The 5,967-nt window shown below is 71.8% G+C and carries 6 protein-coding genes and 1 pseudogene; all 7 read right to left on the bottom strand.

Going from position 1 to position 5,967, the window contains the following annotated elements; all coding sequences use genetic code 11:
- Nucleotides 1-723, bottom strand: a 723-nt coding sequence (locus AC1D15_RS15350; protein ID WP_477826645.1) for a protein kinase domain-containing protein, incomplete at its 3' end; no start/stop codon positions are given.
- A gap of 179 nt (nt 724-902) precedes the next feature.
- Complete coding sequence (locus AC1D15_RS15345; RefSeq protein WP_465113898.1) at nt 903-1,484, bottom strand: YdeI/OmpD-associated family protein; 582 nt, start codon at nt 1,482-1,484, stop codon at nt 903-905.
- On the bottom strand, nt 1,481-2,644 hold the full coding sequence (locus AC1D15_RS15340) for an aminotransferase class V-fold PLP-dependent enzyme (RefSeq protein WP_477826644.1): 1,164 nt from the start codon (nt 2,642-2,644) through the stop codon (nt 1,481-1,483). Before AC1D15_RS15340 ends, AC1D15_RS15345 begins: the two co-directional genes overlap by 4 nt.
- Before the next feature lie 307 nt (nt 2,645-2,951).
- Nucleotides 2,952-3,161 (bottom strand): annotated as a pseudogene (locus tag AC1D15_RS15335) (GNAT family N-acetyltransferase); the annotation flags it as partial.
- 191 nt (nt 3,162-3,352) lie between these two features.
- Nucleotides 3,353-3,859: a hypothetical protein gene (locus AC1D15_RS15330; protein WP_477826643.1), complete on the bottom strand. Its 507-nt coding sequence runs from the start codon at nt 3,857-3,859 to the stop codon at nt 3,353-3,355.
- A gap of 3 nt (nt 3,860-3,862) precedes the next feature.
- On the bottom strand, nt 3,863-5,170 hold the full coding sequence (locus AC1D15_RS15325) for an ABC transporter substrate-binding protein (protein ID WP_477826642.1): 1,308 nt from the start codon (nt 5,168-5,170) through the stop codon (nt 3,863-3,865).
- A 159-nt stretch (nt 5,171-5,329) separates the two neighbouring features.
- A partial coding sequence (locus AC1D15_RS15320) for a helix-turn-helix domain-containing protein (RefSeq protein ID WP_477826641.1) occupies nt 5,330-5,967 on the bottom strand: 638 nt, incomplete at its 5' end.

Raw genomic sequence — 5,967 nt, 5'->3', positions numbered from 1 at the left:
GTGCACCCGTGGCACGGCCGCACCGAGCGCGGCCTGGCCGGTGACGGCCGCGTGCAGCAGGCTGGCCAGCGCGCGCAGGTCGGTCCACGCACCGGGCGGCACCAGCGGCTTCTCGTCAGCCGGCGGCGGGGTGCTGCCCAGCAGCACCGGCACGCCGACGCCGCGCACGACGACCGCCTCGGGCGAGATGCCGCCATGGTGGACCTGCGCCGCATGCAGCAGGTCGACCGCATCGAGCACTGGCGTCAGCATCGCGCGCAGCCAGGCCTCGTCGGGGGCGCGCGGCAGGGCCTTCAGCGCACCGGCCAGGTTCGGGCCCGGCACGAAATTCATCGCGTAGTAGGCGGTGCCGTTCTCTTCCCAGTGGCTCTGCACCCGGATCAGCGCCGGGTGCTCGAATCGGGCGAACAGCTTGGCGCGCTGCACGAACTCGCGGCGGCCGGCCTCCAGCGCCGGGGCATCGCCGCTGCGCCGCGGCACCACCTGCCTGCCGTCCTCGCGCTGCGCGAGCGAAGTCGGGAAATATTCCTTGATCGCGACCTGCCGCTGCAGCGACGAGTCCAGCGCCAGGTACACGACACCCGAATCGCCACGACCGATCAGCTCGACGATGCGGAACCCGCCGACACGGGCCCCCGCCAGCAGCACGTCGCTGGCCGGCACGGTGTCGAACTGCGTGGTCGGACCGAAGTCGGGTTTCTGGGGGGCGCGAGGCGTCGTCATGGTCGGAAGGTCAGCGCTGCGAATCCGGCGGTGGGCACTCATTTGATCCGAGCCCATGGTCCACCTGGACCGTGGTTGTCATACATCGGGAGGCCCCGTGAGAAAAGTCACGGCAGGCAACCCGATTCCATCGACGTGTTACCAACGTTGAAGGATGACAGCGTATCGCGCGTCGGGTATCAGGGGTGCAGCTTTTCATGGCGGGCCAGCATCGCCACCAGCGTCGCGATGCGGCGCTCGCGGGTCTCGGGCTTCTTCGCTGTCTGCACGCGCCACAGCACCGCATAGCGGTTGGCGCTGTTCAGCGTCTTGAAGAAGGCAGCAGCCGCCGGCTCGGCGTCGAACGCGGCCTGCAGGTCGGGTGGCGTCGTGATCGTGCGCATCGAGTCGTAGGCCTGCTCCCAGCGGCCGTCGGCCTTCGCGCGATCGATCTCGCGCTGGCCGGCCGGCTGCATGCGGCCCTGCTCGGTGAGCCTCGCGACCTTCTCGCGGTTGACCTTCGACCAGATGCTGCGAGCGCGCCGCGGCGTGAAGCGCTGCAGCCAGTGGTGTTCGTCCAGGCCCTTCTTCGGCCCGTCGATCCAGCCGTGGCACAGCGCGACCTCGAGCGCCTCGGGGTAGCTGACCGAGCCCTTCTCTGCGCCCGGGCGCGAGATCAGCAGCCACAGCCCGTCGGAGCTCTCGTGGTGCTTGTTGAGCCAGGTTTCCCAGCTGCGCGCGGTCGCGAAGCGGCGGGCGCTGTCTTCGGGCGCCTTGCTCATGGCAGCTCCGCGACGGCCTGCGCGAGGCGCTCGATGTCTTCGTCGTCGTTGTAGACCTGGGCCGAGACGCGGATGAACAGCCGGTCGCCGCGCGAGATCACCGGCGCCTCGATGCGCCGCTCGTCCAGCAGCCAGTCCTTCAGGCGCACCGCCGCGGCCGCGTCCCCGTGCGCCAGCCGCGCCGGCAGCGGCAGCGTGACCATGCAGCCGATCATCGCGTCGGGCGTCTCCCACGGATGGCCCCACCGCGCGGCCAGGTGCTGCGCCGCGCGGCGCGCCAGCGCGTGCTTGTAGGCGTGCATCGCTGCCTCGCCGAGGAAGCCGGTGATGAAGTCGATGCCGTCGGGGGCGCACAGATACGGCGTCGGGTCGCGCGTGCCGGTCCAGTCGAATTCCTGGTGCCAGCCGACGTCCAGGCCCCATGAGATGACCGGCGGGTGCAGGCCCTCGCGCCGGCCCGCTGCGGCCCACAGCAGGCCGCACGCGCGTGGCGCGAACGCCCACTTGTGCAGGTTCGCGACATACCAGTCGACGCCGAGCGCCGGGATGTCGAGCGGGATCGCGCCCGGCGCATGCGCGCCGTCGGCCAGCACCGGCACGCCGTGCGCGCGGCACAGCGCCGCGAGCTGCGCGAGCGGCAGCACGAGCGCAGTCTCCGACGTGACGTGGTCGAGGATCACGAGCCGCGTGCGCGCATTCAGCACCGGCTCGAGCAGGCGCTGCGGCAGCGATTCATCGGACAGCGGGAACGGCAGCGTCAGCGTGACGACGCGCGCGCCGTGCTCGCGCGCGACGAACGCGGCGGTGCGCGACACCGCGCCGTAGGCATGGTCGAACAGCACGATCTCGTCGCCGGCCTGCAGCCGCAGCGAACGCAGCACCGCATTGACGCCGGCGCTCGCGTTGTCGACGAAGACGATGTCATCACCCGTCGCGCCGACGAAGGCCGCGACGCGAGCGGCCGCTGCGCGCACGCGGGTGGGTTCGGCCGGCGCCTGCGGCGCGAGGCTCATCAGCTCGCGCAGCAGGAAGCGCGCCGGGTGGCGCTCGATCTGCTCGCGCAGGCGCTGCTGCGCATCGAGCACGCGGCGCGGCGTGACGCCGACGGTGCCGTGGTTCAGGTAGGTGGCATCGGGGTCGAGCCACCAGTGTTCGAGCATCTGTCGTCCGAAGCGCACCGTGTCGGTCCTCCTGCGGCGATTCTGACGCAAGCTCCGCCGCAGCGAACAGCAGATCGAACAACTGGCGCGTGCGCGGCGTCATCTGATGCAGATCCGGCTGCTGCAGTTCGTGACACGCCGCCAGCACCTTCGCGTACACCGCCTCGTAGATGCGCCGCACTGCACCGCCTGCCCCGACGATCTCGCGGTCGTAGCCCGGCACGATGCCGATCAGCCGCCAGCCCAGCCGCTCGAAGGCCTGCTGGGTGTGCGGGATCTTCAGCGTCGCCATGCCGTAGATGAGCCCCATGCCGAGCGCACGGCCGACACGCTCGATCGCGGCGATCGCATGCAGGCCCAGCCCGGCACCGCGGTGCTCGGGCGCGACCACGGCCAGCCGGCCGTACAGCGCCAGCGCCTCGGGCTCGCGTTCGCACGCGATCATCCCGGCGATGCGCTCGCCGCACTTCACCACGACGACGATGAAGTTGCGCGCGGGCGCGTCGGGCAGCAGCACCTCGCTGTCGTAGAACCCGCGGCGCAGGAAACCGCTCGCCGCGCCGACGCCCACGTCCGGGTACCAGCGGTCGAGGTGGGCCACCAGCGCGCCGATGTCGTCGCGCCGCAGCAGCTCGAAGCGGTAGCCGGGCGGCAGCGGCGACGCGTCGAGCACGCCGTCCAGCAGCGCGCGGTCGATGACCGGCGGGCTCACAACAGCCCTCCCGTCGCCGCAGCGGCAGGGCGGTAGCGGATCTCCAGCCGGCCGCTGCTGCGCGCGCCGGCCTGGACGGACACCGGATAGGCCAGCACCTCGCCGACCAGCCCGGCGTACTTGCCGCTGCCGCCCACCAGCCGGCTGCGGCGCACGCCATAGCCTTCGAGCTCGGCCTCGTCGGCCTGCGTCTCGAACACGAAGCGATCGCCGGCCGGATCGACCAGCACGCAGGTGCGGCGGCTCACGACACCGGCCCCGCGCAGGCTGATGCAACGCCCGCTCGCGACGTGGAACGGGCCGCTGCCGCCCTCGACGCGCGTGCGGGCCAGGCTCTCGACCACGACGATCGATTCACCATCGGGCCGGCCGGTCGCGATGACCTCGCGCCGGCTGACGCTGTAGTCGCCGAACGCGACGTGCAGGTCGCCCTTGCCGTGCGCCGCCGCGAGCAGCGGCCCGCAGGCCTGCAGCACCAGCAGCCACTTGAAGCGTGCCTTCATCGCTCACCCCTCCTCGGCGCAGTCGCGCACCGGCAGGCCCTTGTCGGCGGCGTACTTCTTCGCCGCCACGGCCATCATCGGGCCGAGCAGCGTGCGGTCGGACTCGTACCAGTCGGAGGTGTACTGCCACGCCGTGCCGTTCCAGCTGTGGATGCGCGCCCGGTGCGCGCCTTCGTGGTCGGCGCACGAGGTGTGCAGCGGCTGCAGCATGCCGTCGATGCCCAGCGCACCGATGCGGCCCGCGTCGATCGCCAGGTGCTCGGCGCCCCAGCGCACCTGCTCGCCGGTCAACGGCCGGCGGCCATAGCGCGCTTGCGCGGTGCGCACCGCCTCGACCACCAGCAGCGCGTTCAGCAGGCCCCGGTTGTAGAGCACCTGGCCGACCGCCGACGCCTCGCCGGCCCCCTTGCCGCGGCCGTACACGTAGCGGCGGATGTCGTCGTGCACGCGGCGCTGGTCGGCGCTGTGCTGCAGCGTCAGCGCGTTGTAGCCGGCCGCCGCGGCCTGCGCCGGCAGCACGTCGGGCTCGGCACCGGCCCACCAGACGCCGTACATCCGGTCGCGCGGGTAGTTCACCGCGATAGCCTCGTTGATCGCGGTCGAGTTCATCACGCCCCAGCCCCAGATGAACACGTGATCCGGACGGGCCTGGCGGATCTGCAGCCAGGCCGCCTTCTGCTCGACGCCGGGGTGCGCCACCGGAATCGCGATGAACTCGAAGCCGAGCCGGTGCGACAGCGCCTGCAGCACCGGGATCGGCTCCTTGCCGTACGGCGAGTCGTGATACAGCAGCGCGATCTTGCGGCCGCGCAGCTTCGGCAGGCCACCCTCGCGCGCGCCCACATGCTGCACCAGCATGTCGGCCGCGTCCCAGTAGGTGCCGAGCAGCGGGAAGTTCCACTTGAACACGCTGCCGTCGGTCGACTCGGAGCGGCCGTAGCCCATCGTGATCAGCGGGATCCTGTCGGCAGCCACCTTGTCGCCCAGCGCGAACGTGATGCCGGTGGACAGCGGGTTGAAGCTGGTCGCGCCGGTCGGGCCCTTGCCCTTCAGGCGTTCGTAGCATTCGACGCCGCGGTCGGTGGAGTAGCCGGTCTCGCACTCCTCGTAGGTGATCTTCACGCCGCCGATGCCGCCGTCGCGTTCATTGACGAGGTTCAGGTAGTCGACGAAGCCGTTCGCCCACGGCACGCCGTTCGGTGCGTAGGCGCCGGTGCGGAACACCAGCACCGGGAAAAACTGTTCGTTCGGAATCGTGGCATGGCCCGGCGCGGCGCCGCAGGCGGCCGCCACGGTGGCCAGGGTGCTCATCAGTCTCTTCAGCAATGCGTTCATCTCGGGTCCTCGAAGGGGGTTGGCATGCCCCGGTCGGGACATGTCGCACAGCGTAGGAGGAGGACCCTGCCGGGCTCGTCGCGCAGCGACGTTGCTTCGTCGCGCAGCGATGTTGCAAATGTTCGAACTGCGGGTTCAGACGGGCAAAGGCTCGCGGCGCAGCGCCGCCGTCAGTGCCGACGGCGACTGGTAGCCGCACTGCAGCGCGGCCTGGTAGACCGGCATGCCGGCATCGAGGCAGCGGCGGGCGGCCGCGAGCCGGCGCCGCCGCACCAGCGTCATCGGGCTCAGGCCGAGCTCGGCGCGGCAGCGCAACGCGAACTGCGGCGCGCTCAGGTGCACCTGCGCCGCGAGGGCGGCGACCGCCAGCGGCTCGTCGAGGCGCTCGTCGACCCAGCGCTCCAACGCCTCCCAGTCGATGCTGCGGCGCAAGCGGGGGCCGCCGAGCGGCGTGCTGGCCGCCAGGCTCGCGACCAGCAACTCGATGGTCGCCGCCCGCGAGGCCGCATCGTCGGCATGCCGGCGGCTCGCGAGGTAGCGCATCAGGTGGGCCGTCGACGGGTGCACCGAGCGCACCTGCCCGGCCAGCGGCGCCAGYGCCTCGCGGTGCGCGGCATCGGCGGAACTGAGCACCAGGCAGGCGGCACCGCCGCGCATCGCGCAGCGCCGCTGCTCGCCCGGCGGGATCACCAGCACGCGGCCGGGCTGCACCGCGTGGCGGCGGCCTTTCAGCATCAGCTCGAAGCGGCCCTGCATGCCGAAGACGACCTGGA

The sequence above is a fragment of the Rhizobacter sp. P2_H2 genome, from assembly GCF_056403375.1.
Note: the sequence above shows the minus strand (reverse complement) of the source record. Positions and strands in the feature narration are given on the sequence as shown.

Bases quoted from the DNA above. Each gene is read 5' to 3' on its own strand.
- AC1D15_RS15345 (WP_465113898.1), bottom strand. From the start codon at position 1,484: ATGAGCAAGGCGCCCGAAGACAGCGCCCGCCGCTTCGCGACCGCGCGC.
- AC1D15_RS15340 (WP_477826644.1), bottom strand. From the start codon at position 2,644: ATGCTCGAACACTGGTGGCTCGACCCCGATGCCACCTACCTGAACCAC.
- AC1D15_RS15330 (WP_477826643.1), bottom strand. From the start codon at position 3,859: ATGAAGGCACGCTTCAAGTGGCTGCTGGTGCTGCAGGCCTGCGGGCCG.
- AC1D15_RS15325 (WP_477826642.1), bottom strand. From the start codon at position 5,170: ATGAGCACCCTGGCCACCGTGGCGGCCGCCTGCGGCGCCGCGCCGGGC.